We start from the raw sequence: 16,708 nt of genomic DNA on the forward strand, positions 1-16,708 counted from the left end.
CGCGCCGACATCGACGCTCCGGGATGTGCGCGGGCGTGGTCCGAATCCCACTTTTCTGGAACGAGTCAGATTCTGGCAGGTGGGGCAGTTGGGGCCTCGTCAGGAAAGTGTCTCGGATCGGGATTGGCGATCACTGCGCGGAGGGAATACCAGATGACGAAGGAGGAGCCCATGTCGTCCACGCAGATAGTCGTCATCGTGCTCGTCGTGCTGGTGATCGTCGCGGTGCTGGCCGTGGCCGCCCGCTCGCTCACCAACCGTCGCGCGCTCCGCAACCGGTTCGGCCCGGAGTACGACCGGGTGGTGGCGGAGCAGGACAGCCGGTCCGCCGCCGAGCGCGAACTGCGCGACCGGGAACGCCGGCATGCCGAGCTCACGCTCACCCCACTCACCCCGGAGTCCCGGGCGCGGTACGCCGCCGCCTGGGAGGAACTTCAGGTCCGCTTCATCGACTCCCCCGGCGAGACCGTGGGCGACGCGGACGAACTGGTCACGCGGCTCATCGAAGAGCAGGGCTACCCGACCGGTGACTTCTCCGACCAGATCGCCCACCTCTCCGTCGAGCACGCCCGCACCCTCACCAACTACCGGGACGCGCACGAGATCCACCTGCGCAACTCCCGGGGCGAGGCCAACACCGAGGAGCTGCGGCAGGCGGTTGTGCACTACCGCGCACTCTTCGCCGACCTGCTGGGCGAGGAGCCGGTCGGCCAGCAGACGCCCGAGCAGCGCCACCACCCGGACCACGACACCACGAGCCGCTGAGGAGGCCACCGATGCGCCAGGAAGAGCAGCAGGTGAGCAACGACCACCCGGAGGCCGTGCGGTCCGCGCCCGTGCCGGTACCCCCGGCCGGCGACCGGTCCGGCCGCTCCGACGTCCCTGAGGACGCCCTCGACGACCGGGGCACCTTCGACGGCCAAAGCACCGTCCACGACCGGACCGACGACACCGACCGGGCCGACGACACCGACCGGGATGGCGCGTACGACCCGGCCGACGACGAGCTGACCGACGACTCCGACCCACGCCACGGACGCGACGACCGCTCCACCGACGAGGGCGGTTTCCACGAGCCGGGGCCGCTGCCGACCACGTTCGGCGCCACCACTGTCGCCGACGCGGTGGCCGCCTCCGCGCTGGCCAGCCCGCGCCCGCAGGACCAGCCGGACCCCCGGGCCGAGCGGACCGCCCAGCCGGGCGACGGCGCCGAGGATGGCGAGCGGGAGGGTCTGCGCGCCGACCCGACCGCCGAGCTGCACCGCCGCGACTCGGACGTCGACGTCGACAGCACTGACGTCGACAGCACCGACGTCGACAACCGCAGCGACGTCGACGACCGCGCCGACGCGGACACGTCAGCGCGGACCGTCGTCCCGCCGGGGAGCACGAACGGCGACCCCGAGCGACGCGGCGATCTGACCGGCGATCGGGAGGCCGCCGCGGCGGGCGCGGCCGGCTACGGCAGCGCCACACCGGAGATGGTCGACCCGGACGCGGACGGCGAACCGGTCCCCGGCGACGACACCAGCCCCACGCTGGCGGCCGCCGGAACATCCCGACCCGCCGGGTCGACTGTCGCGGCCGGGCCGGCCACGCTCCTCGAACCGGACACCGCGCAGAGCTTCCGGGACCGTTGGCGGGACGTGCAGCTGCGTTTCGTCGACGACCCGAAGGCGGCTGCCGGCGAGGCGCAGTCGCTGGTGGAGGAGGCCATCCAGGCCCTCTCCTCGGCACTGGCCGCGCAGAAGACCACGCTGGGCGGGTGGCAGGACGCCGGCTCGGCCGACACCGAGCAGCTGCGCATGGCGGTCCGCAACTACCGGGACTTCCTGGACCGCGTCCTCGGTCGCTGACCCACCCCGCAAACAGGCGGCGCCCCGGCCCTGACGGCCGGGGCGCCCTCTTGCGCGCGCTGGTCGGCGCCCGGGCGCCCCCAGACCGCTCGACCGGGGTGGAACAGGACGGTTCCCACCTCCAGGCGTGAAACCGCGCAGGCGGGGTAATAGGGCGCGCGGCAACCAGCGCGGACGTCGGGACGAGGGGTGGCGGGATGGACGGCGACGGTCTCCGGCTCAACATGAACGGCCTGGACTACCTGATTCTGGCGCTGTACTTCGTCACCGTCCTCGGGGTCGGCTTCGCCGCCCGACGGGCCATCCGGACCAGCGTCGACTTCTTCCTCTCCGGCCGCTCCCTGCCGGCCTGGGTGACCGGTCTCGCCTTCGTCTCGGCGAACCTGGGCGCGTTGGAGATCATCGGAATGGCCGCGAACGGGGCCCAGTACGGCGTGATGACGGTCCACTACTACTGGATCGGCGCGGTCCCGGCGATGGTCTTCCTGGGCATCGTGATGATGCCCTTCTACTACGGCTCCAAGGTCCGCAGCGTCCCCGAATACCTGCGGCTGCGATTCAACCGCCCCACCCACCTGCTCAACGCGCTCAGCTTCGCCGTCGCCCAGGTGCTGATCGCCGGCGTGAACCTCTACGCGTTGGCCCTCGTCATGCAGGCGCTGCTCGGCTGGCCGCTCTGGACGGCGATCGTGGTCGGGGCGGCGATCGTCCTGGCGTACATCACCATCGGCGGCCTGTCCGGGGCGATCTACAACGAGGTGCTCCAGTTCTTCGTCATCCTCGCCGGCCTCATTCCGGTCACGGTGATCGGCCTGGTCAAGGTCGGCGGGTGGAACGGCCTCATGGACGCGGTCGCCGACACCAAACTCGGAGAGGCGGGCCTGCACGCGTGGCAGGACACCGGCAGCACGGCCAACCCGCTCGGCGCGCACTGGATCGGCATCGTCTTCGGCCTCGGCTTCGTGCTCTCGTTCGGCTACTGGACGACGAACTTCGCCGAGGTGCAGCGTGCCCTTTCGGCGAAGAACATGAGCGCCGCCCGGCGTACGCCGATCATCGCCGCGTACCCGAAGCTGTTCATTCCCCTGGTCACGGTCATCCCCGGCCTGGTGGCCCTGGTCACCGTGAAGGGCCTCGGCGCGGAGAGCGGCGACCTCCAGTACAACAACGCCATCCCGCTGCTGATGCGCGACCTGCTCCCCAACGGCGTGCTCGGGGTGGCGGTCACCGGCCTGCTCGCCTCGTTCATGGCGGGCATGGCGGCCAACGTGAGCGGCTTCAACACCGTCTTCACCTACGACATCTGGCAGGCGTACATCCGCCGGGACCGCTCGGACGAGTACTACCTGCGGGTCGGCCGGTGGGCGACGGTCGCCGCCGTGGTGATCGGGATCGGCACCGCATTCATCGCGGCCGGGTTCAGCAACATCATGAACTACATCCAGGCGCTCTTCTCCGTCTTCAACGCGCCGCTGTTCGCCACCTTCATCATCGGCATGTTCTGGAAGCGGATGACCGCCCTGGCCGGCTTCTGGTCACTGCTGCTGGGCACCCTGGTGTCGCTGAGCCTCTACCTGCTCTACAAGGGCGGTGTGGTCGATTTCAACTCCGACCTGGAGGAGAGCTTCTGGGGCGCCGGTCTGGCGTTCGTCACCGCGGTGGTGGTCGCGGCGATCATCACCCCGCTCACCTCGCCCAAGCGCGACGAGGAACTGCGCGGGCTGGTGTACGGCATGGGCGGCGTCGACCTGAAGGGCGACGTGCTCGCCGGGGACGCCGTCTGGTACCGCTCCCCGGTGCTGCTCGGTCTGATCGCGGTCGCGCTGGCCGCCCTCTTCTACATCCCGGTCTTCTGAGGAAAGGGGTCGGCAGATGAGCAACGACGGCCAGCCGGCACAGGACCCGCTGATCGACGAGACGCAGGAGGAGCAGCGGCGCTCCGCCGCGGCCCGGCTGTTCGACATCCGCCGGGTGATCGGTGGTCTCTTCGTCGCGTACGGGATCATCGTGACGCTGATCGGCATCTTCGACAGCCGGGCCGAGATCGACAAGGCAGAGGGCGTCCGGATCAACCTGTGGGCCGGGCTGGCGATGCTCGTCTTCGGCCTGCTCATGCTGCTCTGGCAGTGGTTGCGCCCGGCGGAGCCGCCGACCCCCAACGAGCACCAGCCCGAGGCCTGACCCGCCGCCCCCACCGAGCACCAGCCCGGCGCCTGACGGCCGGGCCGCCCGGCATGAGCGCGACACGAAGGGGTACGTGAGGAAATCAGGCACCGTGTCGGACACAGGAGGCAGCACGATGACCGATCGCGATCGCCAACCGCCGTTGGAGGACAGCCCCGAGGTGGCCTCGGCGGTGGATGATGACGCCACCGTGCCGCAACTGCGGACCGGAGGTGGCCCCGACCGGGACACGCCGAGCTTCGCCGAACCCCGCAACCGACCAGACGATCTGGCACCGGACACCGACGATCTGATCGGCGATCCGTACGCTGCCGGCACCGGGGCGACCGGGACGGGCACCGGCGCTGGCGGGGACAACATCCGCACCGGCGGCGAACAGCAGTGGGAGCCGGAGGACCTGGTGATGGCCCGCGGCCAGGACCTGACGCCGGAGAACCTGGACAGGGCCCGCCGTGACCTGGCTGAGCAGGGTCGGGCGGCGATCGAACGCACGGTGCCCTGACCGGGGCGAGGGGGGTCCCCGACCCGACCTGTGACGGTCGGGCCGGGGACCCGGGGGGAACCTGCTGCCAACAGTGCCTCACCAACCACTGGCAGCGGGTTGGTGCGTGAGCTACCCGATCAGAGCGCCGGGTAGGCGTTGCGCATGAGCTCCTGGAACTGGGCGGAGAACCACGCACCGGAGATCGGCGCGTCGCCCAGCGCCCCGGACGGGTTGTTGCCGTTGCGGGCGTTGCCGCCGTACGTCGGGTCGCACATCCGGTCGAAGCCCTTGCCCTCGTTGTTCGGGATCTCCTTGCTGGAGCCGTCCGACTCACCCGGCGGCTTCACCCAGACGTAGGCGTCGATCCCCGTCGCCGGGTTGGCCCGCGGCCGCTCACCAAGACCGGCACCGGCCTGGTTGCACCAGTTGCCGAGGTGCAGGCGTCGGTCGACCCGGCCACCGTTGACGTAGGTGTCGACGCTCGTCATGGCACCCGGTCCGGTGGGCCGCGCGGAGCCACCCCATCCGTTGCGGGAGGTGTCGATCAGCATGCCGATGTTCGAGTTGAAGCCCAACGAGACCAGCTTGGTCCGGAACGCCTGGGCGAACGACAGCTCGTCGACGTAGAAGTTCCAGTCGACCCACTTGGACTGCCGCACCGTCTGGCCGTTCACGTTGTCGGTGACCTTGAAGTACGGCTCCTGCAGCGCCGAGTAGTTCGCGGTGTTCGTGATGAACCCGTGCACGTTGTTGACCGTGCTGCCGGAGGCGACCGCGGCGGTCTTCAGGATCTCGGCGCTCGGGCCGAAGTTGGAGTCCCAGCCGAGCCAGCCGTGGTGACCGGCGTCGATGTAGTTGTAGACGTTGCCGATCGAGCCCAGCTTGGCGAGGGCGTAGCCGACACCGTTGACGTAGGCACCGTTGGCCTTGACCGTGTCACACATGACCGTGCCGCCAGGCTGGCCGGAGGTGTTGGTCACCAGGTTCGGCAGCGAGTCGATCTCGATGATGTTGATGATCCGCAGGCTGCTGTACTTCGAGTCGCCCTGGATCGCGGCGATCGGGTCGATGTACTGGGCCTTGTACTTGGGCAGCTCGTCCGGGCCCAGCTCACCGTTGGAGGCGAGCGCGGAGCAGTCCCGGCCGGGCAGGTTGTAGATCACGAACTGGATGTAACCGGCGCCCTGGCGCAGCGCCTCGTCCAGGTGGTCCTTCACCCCGAAGGCACCGTTGGAGCTGCTGTCCGGCGTGCCGTTGATCGCGGCGATCCGGTCCAGCCAGACGGCGGTGGGGTTGTTGGAGACCCGGCTTCCGCCGGGCTCGGCGTCCGCCTTGGCCTTCCACTCCGGGTTCACGTAACCGCGCACCCCGACGTAGGGGTTGTCGACCTTGGTGCCGGGCGGCGGGTTGGTGGTGGGCGGCGGGTCGGTCGGCGGCGGGTCAGTGGGCGGCGGGTCGGTCGGCGGGGGCGTGGTCGGCGGGGTGGTGCCACCGTTGCAGACCACGCCGTTCAGGGTGAACGAGGTCGGCTTCGGGTTGCTGCCGCTCCACGCGCCGTTGAAGCCGATGCTCGTCGACGCGCCGGTGGCCAGGGTGCCGTTGTAGGACAGGCTCTGGGCGGTGACCTGGCTGCCGGACTGGGTGAACGTGGCCGACCAGCCCTGCTGCACCCGCTGGCTGGAGTTGGGGAAGGTCCAGCCCAGCGTCCAGCCGTTCAGCGGGTCACCGACGTTCTTGATGGTGATGTTCGCGGTGAAGCCGCCCTGCCAGTCGTTGCTCGTGTACGCGATATCGCACTGCGTCGCGGCCTGCGCCGCGGTGACCGGAATCGTTACGAGCCCACCGGCGACCAGGGCACCCGCGCCGGCGAGCGCGAGGGCCCGGCGTGGGCCGGTTAGCCTTCTCCACACATTCATGCCACTGATCTCCTTGGGCGAGACCGGGCCCAGGTACGGCCCGGCGGGACGGCCCGATGGGCGTCCTGCACGGACGACCGTCGGCGCCAACGGGATTCTTCGGGGGCGCCCGACCCGGACGGGCGATGGTGGTGGTGCCCGACCCGATGCGGCCGGTCGATCGGCGGCGGCATGTCGCCCGATGAACGGGTGCCCTCGACTGCCTGCCTGCACGGTGTGGCTCTCTGAACCGCGTTCGCCGATTCTTGCATGGGAGCGCTTCCATGGCAATGGCTCGATGCGTCGCCGGAGCCGTTCCGGACGATACCCCCCGACCGCGCCTTAGCGGCACGGTGCGGCCGCAGCCGCCGGTACCGGATGACTGGGCGGGGCGAGCACGACGTGCTCCGAACGCCGCGAGCGCGCCTACCGGGTCACGGCCCGCCTGACGCCACACTCAGCGCGCCGAAAGCCGCGTACCACCCCTTCGCCTCTTACCGGAACAAAGGTCAAAACGCGAATCTTTCACTTCATAAGTCATGAAACCGTCTAACGTCGGTCTTAGCTCGGTTGTCGCCGGGCTCAGGACAACAGGGATGGAGTGACGCAGGTCATGGCTAAGAAGATGCTCGGGAAGGTCGTTGCGGGCGCCGCGCTCGGCGGCGCGTCGCTCCTGGTGTTCGCACCGGGGATCGCGTTCGCCGACGGCCACGACGATGGCAAGGTCTACGCCAAGCCGCACGTCGTGAAGGCCGGCGACGAGGTCAAGCTCCTCGAGATCTGCCCGGATCGCCAGGAGCACGCGTACGTGTGGTCCAAGGTCACCGGCAAGGTCAAGCTCAAGCCGGCGCGTGAGGACCGGGGTGAGGACCGCGACTGGCGCGAGGGGGAGAACTCCTCCGACCACGACAAGGGCAAGGACGAACACGGCAAGGACGAACACGGCAAGGACCACGAGGGCAAGGACGAGAACGGCAAGGACGAGCACGGCAAGGACGACAAGGGCAAGGACGACAAGGGCAAGGACCACGAGGGCAAGGACGAGAACGGCAAGGACGAGCACGGCAAGGACGACAAGGGCAAGGACGACAAGGGCGGCCAGGGTGCCGGCGCTGCCGCCGACGCCTACGGCGACGAGAACGGCAAGGACTGGAAGGGCGAGGAGCACGGCCAGGACGCCGAAGACAGCCGTGACAAGAAGGACTGGGAGTCGAAGGACGAGCACGGCTCCGAGTACGGCTCCGACAAGGGCTGGGAGTCCAAGGACGAGCACGGCTCCGAGTACGGCTCCGACAAGGGCTGGGAGTCCAAGGACGAGCACGGCTCCGAGTACGGCTCGGACAAGGGCTGGGAGTCCAAGGACGAGCACGGCTCGGAATACGGCTCGGACAAGGGCTGGGAGTCCAAGGACGAGCACGGCTCGGAATACGGCTCCGACAAGGGCTGGGAGTCCAAGGACGAGCACGGCTCGGAATACGGCTCCGACAAGGGCTGGGAGTCCAAGGACGAGCACGGCTCCGAGTACGGCTCGGACGAGCGCGGCGGTTACGGCAAGGACGAGCGCGGCTCGGACGAGCGTGACTGGAAGAAGGAGCGCGAGTTCGTCTACTACGGCGAAGCCACTGTCGACAAGGACGCCAAGCCGGGTCGCTACGAGCTCAAGGGCTCCTGCGGCGAGGGCGAGCTGGTCGTGCTGCCGCACGGCGGTGTCGACGGCGGTGACGGCGGCGTCAGCACCGGCACCGACCGGGGTCTGGCCACTGGTGGGGCGGGCCTGCTCGGCGCTGCCGCGCTGGGCGGGATCGTGCTGATGCGTCGTCGGCGGACCGATGGTTCGCTCGTCTGACGTGACGACGACACCGGCCGGCGGCCGTCGCGGGAAACCGTGGCGTGCCGCCGGCACGGCCGTCGTCGTCACCATGGCCATGATCGGCGCCGGCATGATCGGCGCCAGTCTGAAGGACACACCCGCCCCCCGACCGCCGCAGCCGTTGGCCCAGGCCGCCCCGCAGACCACCGGGCCGGCGAGCACCGCCGACGACGCCCCGCCGGTCGACGGGCAGCCGATCGGGGACGCGCCGGCAGGGCTGGCCCGGTCGGCGCCGACCAGCATCGAGATCCCCCGGATCGGTGTCGACGCGACGATCATGTCGTTGGGCACCAACCCGGACGGCACCGTCCAGGTCCCGCCGTTGGACAAGGCCGACCAGGCCGGGTGGTACGAGCCGGGCGCGAGCCCGGGCGAGACGGGTAACGCTGTCATCGTCGGGCACGTGGACTCGGCGGTGCTCGGCCCGGCCGTCTTCTACGACCTCGGCGCTCTCACCCCCGGCGACACCATCACCGTGCGCCGCGCCGACGGCGTTCCGGCCAGCTTCACTGTCGACTCGGTGACGTCGTACCCGAAGACGGCCTTCCCCACCGAGCTGGTGTACGGACCGAGCGACCGGCCCGGCCTGCGGGTGGTCACCTGCGGCGGCCAGTTCGACCAGGCCGCGAAGAGCTACCCCGACAACATCGTCGTCTTCGCCACCCTGGCGGCGTGACCCACGACGAGGCGAAACGCGGTCCGGCCGGTCGGGGGTTCCCGACCGGCCGGACCGCGTCCGGCGTACCTGACTCAGGCGGCGGCGGAGGTCCGCACCAGGGTGCGGATCTGACGCAGCAGCACCGACAGCGCGGCGAGATCCGCCCGCGACTCGTCGAACTCTCCCATCGCCCGTCGGGCCCGGTGGATGGACGTGGCGTTCGACTGCTCCCACTGCTGCACCCGCTCGTGCGGCGGCAGGTCACCCGGGGTGGAGTCGAGCACCTCCGCGGTGAGCGCGGCCAACGCGGCATACAGGTCGTACCGCAGCGCCATCCGGGCCAGCGTCTGCCAGCGGTCCTCCCGCGGCAGCAGGGAGATCTTCGACAGCAGCGAGTCCACCCGGAACAGGTCGGACAGCACGAAGTAGACCGAGGCCACCTCGCTGACGTCCCGCCCGCTGGCGTTCGCGGTCTCCACCACGTCCATCAGGCCGAAGCTGTACATCAGCCGGGTCGCCCGCTCCGCCAGTTCGCGGGGCAGCCCACGCTCGGTCATCGAGTCCATGTAGGCGGCGATGCCCTGGCGCTCGTTGCCGTAGAACAGCTCCTCCAGCCCGGGCAGCAGCCGGGTGACCCCGTCCCGCAGTCGGGCGATCTCGGCCGGCACGTCGATCGGCGAGCGCCGGTTGGAGACCAGCCACCGTACCGCCCGGTCGAGCAGCCGGCGGGTGTCCAGGTAGACGCTGGTCTGCAGCTCCGGCGCCACCTTGTTGTCCAGCGCCTCGACCGCGTCCCACAGGTCGCGCAGGCCGAACACCTCGCTGACCACCACGTACGCCCGGATCACATCCGCCGCGCTGGCCGCCGTCTCCTCGACCACCCGGAAGATGAACGAGATGCCACCCCGGTTGATCGCCTCGTTGACCAGCACTGTGGTGACGATGTCCCGGCGCAGCCGGTGCCGGCCCATCCGGTCGGCGAACCGTTCGCGCATCGGCGTCGGGAAGTAGTTGACCAGGACGTCGGTCGTCCACTCCTCGTCGGCCAGACCCTCGGTGAGGATCTCCCGCTCCAGGACGATCTTCACGTACGCGAGCAGCACCGCGAACTCCGGCGCGGTCAGCCCGGACTCGCTGCGGACCGCCAGTTCCTCGTCCGGCGGCAGCGCCTCCAGGGCCCGGTCCAACCCGCCCGACCGCTCCAACTCGTTGATCATCCGACGGTGCACCGGGAGCAGCGAGGCGGCCTGGGCCTGGGCGTTGTTGATCGCCCGCGCCTGGTCGTAGTTGTCCCGCAGCACCAGCTCGGCAACCTCGTCGGTCATCCCGGCCAGCAGCTCATCCCGCTCGGCAGTGGTCAGCTCGCCGTCGGCCACCGCCGTGTTGAGCAGGATCTTGATGTTCACCTCGTGGTCGGAGGTGTCCACCCCGGCCGCGTTGTCGATGAAGTCCGTGTAGATCCGGCCACCGGTCAACGCGTACTCGATCCGGCCGAGCTGGGTCCAGCCCAGGTTGCCGCCCTCGCCCGCCACCCGGCAGCGCAGGTTGCGCCCGTCCACCCGGATCGCGTCGTTGGACTTGTCGCCCACCTCGGCGTTGGTCTGGCTGGAGGCCTTGACGTAGGTGCCGATGCCGCCGTTCCAGAACAGGTCCACCGGGGCGGTGAGGATCGCCTTCATCAGGTCCTGCGGCGACATCTGCGTGACGTCGTCGTCCAGGCCGATCACCGCCCGGACCTGCGGCGTGATCGGGATGGACTTCGCGGTACGCGGGAAGATGCCACCACCCTCCGAGATCAGCTCCGTGTTGTAGTCCTCCCAGGACGACCGGGGCAGGTCGAACAGCCGCCGACGCTCCGCGTACGAGGTGGCGGCGTCCGGGGCCGGGTCGAGGAAGATGTGCCGGTGGTCGAAGGCGGCCACCAGCCGGATGTGCTCGGAGAGCAGCATCCCGTTGCCGAACACGTCACCGGACATGTCGCCGACGCCGACCACAGTGAAGTCCTGGGTCTGAGTGTCCAGGCCCAGCTCCCGGAAGTGCCGCTTGACCGACTCCCAGGCGCCCCGGGCGGTGATGCCCATCTTCTTGTGGTCGTAGCCGGCGGAACCACCGGACGCGAACGCGTCGCCCATCCAGAAGTTGTGGTTCTTGGAGATCTCGTTGGCGATGTCCGAGAACGTGGCGGTGCCCTTGTCGGCCGCCACCACCAGGTACGGGTCGTCCTCGTCGTGCCGGACCACGTCCTCGGGCGGCACGATCTGCCCGCTGACGATGTTGTCGGTGACGTCCAGCATCGCGCCGACGAACTCCTGGTAGCAGGCGACCGCCTCGTCCCGGTCACCCGGCTTCTGCTTCAACACGAAGCCGCCCTTGGCGCCCACCGGCACGATCACCGTGTTCTTCACCATCTGCGCCTTGACCAGGCCCAGCACCTCGGTCCGGAAGTCCTCCCGACGATCGGACCAGCGCAACCCGCCCCGGGCCACCGGCCCGAACCGCAGGTGCACACCCTCGAACCGCGGCGAGTAGACGAAGATCTCGAACTTCGGTCGCGGCGCGGGCAGGTCCGGAATGGCCTGCGGGTCGAGCTTGAACGCCACGTACGCCTTCGGCCGCCCGTCGGCGCGCTTCTGGTAGAAGCTGGTCCGCAGGGTCGCCTCGATCAGCGTCAGGTACGAGCGCAGGATCCGATCCTGGTCGAGGCTCGCCACGTCGTCCAGCGCGCCCCGGATCGTCTCCACCAGCTCACCGCTGCGCTGCCGGCGCTGCTCGGTGGTCTGCTCCCCCGGCGCGAACCGGGTCTCGAAGAGCTCCACCAGCAACGCGGCGAGCTTCGGGTACGCGATGAAGGTCTGCTCCATGTAGTCCTGCGAGAAGACCGTGCCGGCCTGCCGCAGGTACTTCGCGTACGCCCGTAGCACCACCACCTGCCGCCAGGTCAGCCCCCCGCGCAGCACCAGCTCGTTGAACCGGTCCACCTCGGCCTCGCCGCGCCAGGCCGCCGCGAAGGCGTTCTCCACGTGCGGGCGCACCTCGGCCAGTTCCTGATGCCCCTCGGGCAGCATGAGCCCGAAGTCGTACAGGTAGACCCGACCGTCGATCCGGTCCACCTCGTACGGGTGCTCGTCGACCACCCGCACACCGAGCGAGTGCAGCACCGGGAGCACGGCGGAGAGCATCATCGGCTCGCCGTACCGGTAGACCTTGAACCGGACGTCCATCGCCTCGGCCAGGTCCGCACCCGGCACCCGGGTGCCGGGTCGGGGCGCCAACTGCTTGCGGAACAGGTGCATCTCCAGCTGGCCGGGCTCCTCCAGCAGCTCCAGCTTCGCCAGGTCCTTCATCGCCTCGTACGGCGTGTGCCCGTCCTTGTAGCCCTCCGGGAACGCGTCGGCGTACCGGGTGAACAGGTGCTTGGCCTGCTCGTCGCCGAGCTTGCGCTCCAGCACCAACCGGTAGTCGTCGTCCCACAGTCGGGTGGCGTCGGCCAACTCCTCGGCCAGCAGGTCGGCGTCGATGTCGCCGGGCGGCCGGGTCGGGTCGGTACGGACGATGAAGTGCACCCGCGCCAGCATCGACTCGGTGACCCGGGTGGTGTAGTCCACCCCGACACCGTTCAGCTCGCGCAGCAGGATGTCCTGCATGCGCAGCCGGTTCTGGGTGGTGAACCGGTCCCGGGGCAGGTAGATCAGGCAGGAGATGAACCTCCCGTACGCGTCGCGACGCAGGAACACCCGCAGCTGCCGGCGACCGGCCATCCGCAGCACGCCGATCACCGCGTGGTACAGATCGTCGGTCTTGATCTGGAACAGCTCGTCGCGCGGGTACGTCTCCAGGATCTGGATCAGATCCTTGCCCGAGTGGCTGCGCTGGCTCAGGCCGGAGCGGTCCAGCACCTCGGCCACCTTGCGGCGCACCACCGGCAGCTCACGGACGCTGGTCCGGTAGGCGGCGGTCGAGAACAGGCCCAGGAAACGCCGCTCACCGATCACGTCACCGGCGGAGTTGAAGATCTTGAAGCCGATGTAGTCCAGGTACGCCGAGCGGTGCACGGTGGCCCGGGAGTTGGCCTTGGTGATGATGAGCAGGCGCTTTTCCAGCACCTTCTCGTGCGCCTCGGGCGTCATCGAGGACAGCGACCGCGCCTCCGGCGAATCGGAGCGCAGGATGCCCAGACCGGTGCCGAGCACCGCCTCCAACGCCTTGCTGTCGGTATCGCCGCCGTCGGCGTCCACCAGCCGGTACTCGCGGTAGCCGAGGAAGGTGAAGTGGTCGTGGGCGAGCCACCGCAGCAGCTCCACCGAGTCGGTGATGTCCTTCTCCGGCACCGGTGGGCGATTGTCGGAGGTACGGGCCGAGGCCAGCTCGTCGGCGAGCGCGAGGGCCCGCTGACGCATCTTCGGCCAGTCCTCCACCGCCTCCCGCACGTCGGTGAGCACCCGCTGCAACTCGCGGCGCAACCGGTCCCGCTCGGCCGCGTCCCGGACCGGGTCGATCTCGATCCGCATCCAGCTCTCGATGATGTCGCCGGCGATCGCGTCGTCCGGCTCCACGTCGGCGGAGACCTCGGTGAGCCGGCCGAGCGGCTCGCGCCGCACCACCACCAGCGGGTGCACCAGCAGGTGCACGTCGAGGTGGTACGAGTTGAGCAGCGCCGTCACCGAGTCGACCAGGAACGGCATGTCGTCCGTGACGATCTCGACGACCGTGTGGTGCTGGTCCGCGTGCGGTTCGTGGATCCGCAGCTTCAACTCGCCGGGCACCCGTTGCTGGGCGAGGTCCCGGTGCGCCCGGGCCGCGTCGAGCATTTCCTCCGCCGTGAAGCCGACCAGCTCCTCGTCCGGGGCGAACCGCCAGAAACGGCCGACAAGTGTCGCCGCGTCGTGATCGTCCCCCGCGAGCGCGACGGCCTGGGCCACCAGGCGCTCCGCGTTGGGAACGGGTTCGTCGAGCTCCGCGTCCTCCACGTCGTCGGCCAACGCCTCGGTCGGCAGGCCCAGATCGTAGATGGTGTCGATGCTCGACCCGGTCAGCCCGGTGACGCCCGTGTCGAGCCGGCCGTAGCCGTCCCCGTCGGTCGCCGAATCGAAGCTGTCATCGTCCCGGCCGGAGTCATCCTGCCGGAGGTCGGGTTCCGGTTTGATCGCCGGACGCCGGTCCATCGGTGCCACTCCCCTCGACCCACCGCGTTGTGGGTCACTCTGCCGCCCAGCCTAGGCCCTGCCGTTCTGCGCCTTCGTCGGCGGACCACTGGCCAGACGTCCGGATCGGGACTTTGTCCTTTCACCCGTTGCGGGTCCGAGGTTGGCCGGCTGCGGGATACCCCGCCACGCGATGTTCATCACACGGGTGCGGCCCATCTTTGAGCGCGGCCGAACACCTGGGGGACGTTGGGGACGTCGTTCACGTACTACCGTGCGAGGGCAGTCCGAGATCGGAAGGACCAGCTTCATGACCTTGTCGTACCCCCGGCCCCACCGGCCGAACCACGCTCGCCGCCTGGCCACTGCGGTCAGCACGGCGCTGCTCGCGGCGGGCGTCCTGGTCGGTTGCTCCGGTGACGACGGGGCGCAGCGCACCGTTGACGCCTTCCTCGCGGGCTGGCGCAGCGGCGACCTCCAGTCGGTCGGCATGATCGACCCGCTGGGCTCGAAACTGCCGTCGGCCGACGTGGCCCGCGAGATCAAGGACCTCTCCGGCGAGCTGGCGGCCACCCCGCCCACCCTGACGCGACGCGGCGAGCCGAAGATCACGAAGGACATCGCCACCACGACGGTGCAGGTGGAGTGGACCCTGCCCGGCCAGACCCGCTGGGCGTACGACCGGGAGGTGCGGCTCGCCCACGGCGGTGACGACCAGTGGCAGGTGATCTGGGAGCCGACCGTGGTGCACGAGCGGCTCGCCAAGGGTGACCGGTTGGCGCTGCGCCGCGACACCGGTGCCCGCGCCGCCGTGCTGGACAACGCCGGGCAGCCGCTCGTGACCCCGCGCCCGGTGGTCCGGGTGGGTGTGCAGCCCAACGGGGTCGCCGACATCAAGAAGCTCGTCAAGGACCTCGACGCGGCGTTCAAGGCCATCCGTCCGGCGCTGGTCCCCGGCGTCGACCTGACCGACCTGCCCAACCGGGTGGCCGAGGCGGAGCCGGGTGCCTTCGTCGAGGTGGTGTCGCTTCGCGAGGAGGCGTACCGGCAGATCAAGCCCCGGATCTACGACCTGCCCGGCACCAAGTTCATCTCCGACAAGATCGACCTGGCGCCCACCCGCGAGTTCGCCCGCGCGCTGCTCGGCACCGTCGACCCGGCGCAGGCCGACGACATCGCCGCGCACCCCGACCGGTACGTCGTCGGCGACCTGGTGGGGCACGGCGGGCTGCAGGGCCGCTACGACGAACGACTGCGCGGCGGCCCCGGGCTGACAGTGGTGGTCGAGCGTCCGGCTGAGGGCGGCAAACTCGAACCCACCGGCACCGAACTGTTCCGCCGGGAGCCGCAGCCCGGGCAGGCGCTGAAGACCACGTTGGACGTCGCCGTCCAGAACGCTGCCGACGGGGCACTGCGCGGCGAAGCACGCCGGTCCGCCCTGGTGGCGCTCCGGGTCAGCGACGGTGCCGTGCTCGCCGCGGCGAACGGCCCCGGCCCGGCCGGGGAGAACCTGGCCTTCAACGCCCAGGTGCCGCCGGGTTCCACGTTCAAGATGGTCAGCACGCTGGGCCTGCTGGACCGGGGCGCGGTCACCCTGGACGGGCCGGTGGCGTGCCCGAAGGCCTTCACCGTTGACGGTCGGTCCTTCAAGAACTCCGACAACTTCGAGCTGGGCTCGGTGCCGTTCCGCACCGACTTCGCCAAGTCCTGCAACACGGCGTTCGCCGCGCTGGCGCCGAAGCTCGGCGGCGACGGGCTGGCCGCCGCCGGCCGCACGCTGGGCCTGGAGGGTCAGTGGGACCTCGGCACGGACGCCTTCACCGGCAAGGTCTCCACGGGCGGCAGCCCGGCCGAGCAGGCCGCGGCGTCGTTCGGGCAGGGCACCACGTTGGTCAGCCCGCTGGCCATGGCCGGCGCCACCGCCGCCGTCGCCCGCGGCCACTTCGAGCAGCCGAAGCTGCTGATCGACCCGGCGCCGGCCAAGCCGGCTCCGGCGGGTGAGCAACTCAAGCCAGAGTCCGTCGCGGCGCTGCGCACGATGATGCGCGAGGTGGTCACCACCGGCACCGGCAGCGCGCTCAAGGATGTGCCGGGCGAGGTGTACGGCAAGACCGGCACCGCCGAGTACGACGACAACCCGGCCCACACCCACGCCTGGTTCGTCGGCTGGCGGGGTGACGTGGCGTTCGCCGTCTTCGTGGAGAAGGGCGGGGCCAGCACCGCTTCGGCCGTCCCGATCGCCGAGCGCTTCCTCCGCGCCCTGCCCACCAGCTGACCCGGACCGCCACGCCCCGGGGCGCGACGCAAGGCCGACCACGCCTGCGGGCGCGACGCAGAGCCAACCGAGCCTCGGGGCGCGACGCACGGCCGACCACGCCTGCGGGCGCGGCGCAGAGCCAAGCCCCGGGGCGGCGAAGCGCCCGGACACCGCGCCTTCGGGCGGGCCCGCCAGCCTTGATCCACTCGGGTTTCAGGAAAGCGCGCTATCCGGCGCGGCCGGATGCCCCAACTTCAAGAAACCCGAGTCGATCATCCGCCCACGACCCGCGTTCGGGTCAAGCAGTATCGGCTTTGTGCAGATCTTCGCTGTTCTCGGTAGCTGAGCTCGGACGCGGAGCGT

General features: G+C 70.1%; 10 protein-coding genes. 8 read left to right on the top strand and 2 right to left on the bottom strand.

Annotated elements, in window-relative coordinates; translation table 11 throughout:
- Positions 1-171: 171 nt before the first annotated feature.
- The 5 genes from AB0C03_RS23110 to AB0C03_RS23130 all read left to right on the top strand — a co-directional run bounded on the left by AB0C03_RS23110 (position 172) and on the right by AB0C03_RS23130 (position 4,542).
- Positions 172-765 carry a hypothetical protein gene (locus tag AB0C03_RS23110; protein WP_030333264.1) on the top strand — a complete coding sequence of 198 codons (594 nt, stop codon included), beginning with the start codon at positions 172-174 and terminating at the stop codon, positions 763-765.
- 11 nt (positions 766-776) lie between these two features.
- Entirely contained in the window at positions 777-1,856 is a 1,080-nt protein-coding gene (locus AB0C03_RS23115; protein WP_357638785.1) for a hypothetical protein, read from the top strand.
- A 197-nt stretch (positions 1,857-2,053) separates the two neighbouring features.
- Complete coding sequence (locus AB0C03_RS23120; protein ID WP_210862199.1) at positions 2,054-3,712, top strand: sodium:solute symporter family protein; 1,659 nt, start codon at positions 2,054-2,056, stop codon at positions 3,710-3,712.
- A gap of 16 nt (positions 3,713-3,728) precedes the next feature.
- On the top strand, positions 3,729-4,037 hold the full coding sequence (locus tag AB0C03_RS23125; RefSeq protein WP_210865986.1) for a hypothetical protein: 309 nt from the start codon (positions 3,729-3,731) through the stop codon (positions 4,035-4,037).
- Positions 4,038-4,155: 118 nt separating this feature from the next.
- On the top strand, positions 4,156-4,542 hold the full coding sequence (locus tag AB0C03_RS23130) for a hypothetical protein (RefSeq protein WP_030333260.1): 387 nt from the start codon (positions 4,156-4,158) through the stop codon (positions 4,540-4,542).
- Positions 4,543-4,661: 119 nt separating this feature from the next.
- On the opposite strand, the gene AB0C03_RS23135 is transcribed toward AB0C03_RS23130, so the two are convergent.
- Complete coding sequence (locus AB0C03_RS23135) at positions 4,662-6,440, bottom strand: glycoside hydrolase family 6 protein (RefSeq protein ID WP_030333258.1); 1,779 nt, start codon at positions 6,438-6,440, stop codon at positions 4,662-4,664.
- A 592-nt stretch (positions 6,441-7,032) separates the two neighbouring features.
- Here AB0C03_RS23135 and AB0C03_RS23140 point away from each other — a divergent pair.
- Positions 7,033-8,265, top strand: coding sequence for a putative sodium/potassium/calcium exchanger (locus AB0C03_RS23140; protein ID WP_357638789.1), 1,233 nt, complete (start codon positions 7,033-7,035; stop codon positions 8,263-8,265).
- A gap of 1 nt (position 8,266) precedes the next feature.
- Positions 8,267-8,965 (top strand): class F sortase, encoded by a 699-nt coding sequence (locus AB0C03_RS23145; RefSeq protein ID WP_357638790.1) that lies wholly within the window; start codon positions 8,267-8,269, stop codon positions 8,963-8,965.
- A 74-nt stretch (positions 8,966-9,039) separates the two neighbouring features.
- Here AB0C03_RS23145 and AB0C03_RS23150 read toward each other — a convergent pair whose 3' ends face one another.
- A complete protein-coding gene (locus tag AB0C03_RS23150) occupies positions 9,040-14,109 on the bottom strand; it encodes an NAD-glutamate dehydrogenase (protein WP_357638792.1) in 5,070 nt (1,689 codons plus the stop codon).
- Positions 14,110-14,398: 289 nt separating this feature from the next.
- On the opposite strand from AB0C03_RS23150, the gene AB0C03_RS23155 reads away from it, so the two are divergent.
- Entirely contained in the window at positions 14,399-16,363 is a 1,965-nt protein-coding gene (locus AB0C03_RS23155) for a penicillin-binding transpeptidase domain-containing protein (RefSeq protein WP_357638794.1), read from the top strand.
- The last annotated feature ends 345 nt before the right edge of the window (positions 16,364-16,708 follow it).

Source organism: Micromonospora parva, assembly GCF_040649675.1.
Lineage (GTDB): Bacteria > Actinomycetota > Actinomycetes > Mycobacteriales > Micromonosporaceae > Micromonospora > Micromonospora parva.

Bases quoted from the DNA above. Each gene is read 5' to 3' on its own strand.
- AB0C03_RS23110 (WP_030333264.1), top strand. From the start codon at position 172: ATGTCGTCCACGCAGATAGTCGTCATCGTGCTCGTCGTGCTGGTGATC.
- AB0C03_RS23115 (WP_357638785.1), top strand. From the start codon at position 777: ATGCGCCAGGAAGAGCAGCAGGTGAGCAACGACCACCCGGAGGCCGTG.
- AB0C03_RS23120 (WP_210862199.1), top strand. From the start codon at position 2,054: ATGGACGGCGACGGTCTCCGGCTCAACATGAACGGCCTGGACTACCTG.
- AB0C03_RS23125 (WP_210865986.1), top strand. From the start codon at position 3,729: ATGAGCAACGACGGCCAGCCGGCACAGGACCCGCTGATCGACGAGACG.
- AB0C03_RS23130 (WP_030333260.1), top strand. From the start codon at position 4,156: ATGACCGATCGCGATCGCCAACCGCCGTTGGAGGACAGCCCCGAGGTG.
- AB0C03_RS23135 (WP_030333258.1), bottom strand. From the start codon at position 6,440: ATGAATGTGTGGAGAAGGCTAACCGGCCCACGCCGGGCCCTCGCGCTC.
- AB0C03_RS23140 (WP_357638789.1), top strand. From the start codon at position 7,033: ATGGCTAAGAAGATGCTCGGGAAGGTCGTTGCGGGCGCCGCGCTCGGC.
- AB0C03_RS23150 (WP_357638792.1), bottom strand. From the start codon at position 14,109: ATGGACCGGCGTCCGGCGATCAAACCGGAACCCGACCTCCGGCAGGAT.
- AB0C03_RS23155 (WP_357638794.1), top strand. From the start codon at position 14,399: ATGACCTTGTCGTACCCCCGGCCCCACCGGCCGAACCACGCTCGCCGC.